The organism is Aminobacter sp. MET-1, assembly GCF_026521175.1.
Classification (GTDB): Bacteria; Pseudomonadota; Alphaproteobacteria; order Rhizobiales; family Rhizobiaceae; genus Aminobacter.
In genome coordinates, this window is record NZ_JAMSHL010000052.1 from 1 (window position 1) to 2,401 (window position 2,401).

1 protein-coding gene is annotated in these 2,401 nt (G+C 64.8%); it reads left to right on the plus strand.

Annotated elements, in window-relative coordinates; all coding sequences use genetic code 11:
- Positions 1-2,353: aminomethyltransferase family protein (locus NDO48_RS28930; RefSeq protein ID WP_267322871.1), on the plus strand; the 2,353-nt coding region annotated here is incomplete at its 5' end.
- Positions 2,354-2,401: the final 48 nt, after the last annotated feature.

The following is a 2,401-nucleotide window of genomic DNA, read 5'->3' on the forward strand; positions in this document are numbered from 1 at the left end:
CTACCCCGCCGTACGCTCGGGTCCACCGCAACCGAGCTTGATCCTTCAGCCAGGGCTGCTTTTGCCTGGCATGGAGCGCTATCATGTGCCGGGTCGGGGGGCGGCGCTGATCGACATCGAGGCGGGCGACCGCGTGAGCGTGCGCAATCTCGAGGGCGGCCAGGCCTGCGAATTGGTGGCGTTCGACGCTGCCGGCCGCGCCGATCCGGGCATTCTGGGCACGCGTTCGAACAGCGATGCCGCGGGCCTGAAGGCGCTGCTTGTGGATGGCGACGACAGCCTGCAGAAGTTCCGTCTGGGTCTCGCCCGCCGCAAGCTCGAGCTTGGCCGGGCCGAAGCGGTGCGCTTCTTCGATGGCTCGACGCCCGCCGGCACCGAAGAGAGCTTTGTCGTCACACGCCCGGGGTCGCTGGTGGTTGCCGCGCCCGGCAGCCCGATGGCGGTCGACGGCCAGGACACCTCGACGCCGCTGGTGGTGATGATCAAGCGGGCAACGGTGCGGGCCGCCTCCGGCCGTTCCGACCTGCCCGATCCGCTCGCCGAGCCGGTGCTCGATCTCAGGGTCAAGTCGAAGACGGCCGAGAGCTTCTTCGTCAAGGCCGGCGACTACATCCAGATCATCGACGTCGACGGTCGTCAGTGCACCGACTTCCAGTGCTTCTCGGCCCGCAAGCTCGACAAGGGCCGCGACCTCGCGCTCGACGTCACCGCCACCCGCTCGCTGATGGGCCATGCCTATCCGATGCCGGGCCTGCATGCGAAGTATTATGATCAGGATTTCGAGCCGCTGGTCGAGGTCATCCAGGACACCTGCGGCCGCCATGATGCGTTTGCGCTCGCCTGCTACGCCAAATATTACGACGACATCGGTTATCCCGGCCACGTCAACTGCTCGGAGAACTTCAACGGCGCGCTCACGCCGCATGGGGTCAATGCCCGCGCCGGCTGGATGGCGGTCAACTTCTTCTTCAACACCGGCATCGATGCCCATGGCGTGATGTATTCGGACGAACCCTGGTCGCGGCCGGGCGACTATGTGCTGTTGCGCGCCCTGACCGACATCGTCTGCGTCTCCTCCGCCTGCCCCGACGACACCACGCCATCCAATGGCTGGAACCTCACCGACATCCACGTCCGGACCTATTCCGGCGCCAACACATTCCAGCGCGCGATCGCCAGACGCACGACCCCGGAGGCCGAACCCAAGATGACCCGCGAGACCGCCTTCCATCAGAGCTTTGCCAAGCACACCCGCAACTTCATCGAATACAAGGGCTTCTGGCTGCCGCAGGAGTTCGCCAAGGAAGGCGCCATCGAGGAATACTGGGCCTGCCGCACCAAGGCGGTGGTGATGGATCTTTCCGCCCTGCGCAAGTTCGAGGTCACCGGCCCCGACGCCGAAGCTTTGATGCAGTACACGCTGACCCGCGACGTCAAGAAGCTCGGCGTCGGCCAGGTCGTCTACACCGCCATGTGCTACGAGCATGGCGGCATGATCGACGACGGCACCTTGCTCAGGCTCGGCAAGGACAACTTCCGCTGGATCTGCGGCGACGACTATTCCGGTGTGTGGCTGCGCGAGGTGGCGGAGAAGCTCGGCCTCAAGGTGCTTGTCCGCTCCTCCACCGACCAGATGCACAACATCGCGGTACAGGGTCCCAACAGCCGCGATATCCTGAAAGAGATCGTCTGGACGCCGCCGCACCAGCCGGCACTGTCCGAACTCGAATGGTTCCGCTTCACCATCGGTCGCATCGGCGATGCGACGGGTGTGCCCATCGTCGTTTCCCGCACCGGCTACACCGGCGAACTCGGCTATGAGGTCTGGTGCCATCCGCGCGATGCCGAAAAGGTCTTCGACGCGGTGTGGGAAGCGGGCCAGCCGCATGGGCTGAAGCCGATGGGTTTTGCCGCCCTCGACATGGTGCGCATCGAGGCCGGCCTGATCTTTGCCAATTACGAGTTCTCCGACCAGACCGACCCGTTCGAGGCCGGCATCGGCTTCACCGTGCCGCTGAAGACCAAGACCGACGACTTCATCGGCCGCGACGCGCTGATCAAGCGCAAGGACAATCCGATCCACAAGCTTGTCGGCCTCGACATCGACGCCAATGTCGCTGTCGGCCATGGTGATTGCGTCCATATCGGCCGCGCCCAGATCGGCATCGTCACCTCGTCGATGCGCTCGCCGATCCTCAACAAGAACATCGCACTCGCCCGCGTCGAGGCACACCATGCCGAGGTCGGCACCGAGGTCGAGGTCGGCAAGCTCGACGGCCAGCAAAAGCGCCTGCCGGCAAAAATCGTGCCCTTCGCCCACTACGACCCCAAGAAGGAACGCCCGCGGTCCTAAGCCAAACAAACCTCTGGCCAACAACCAAAAGCCCCGCAAACGCGGGGC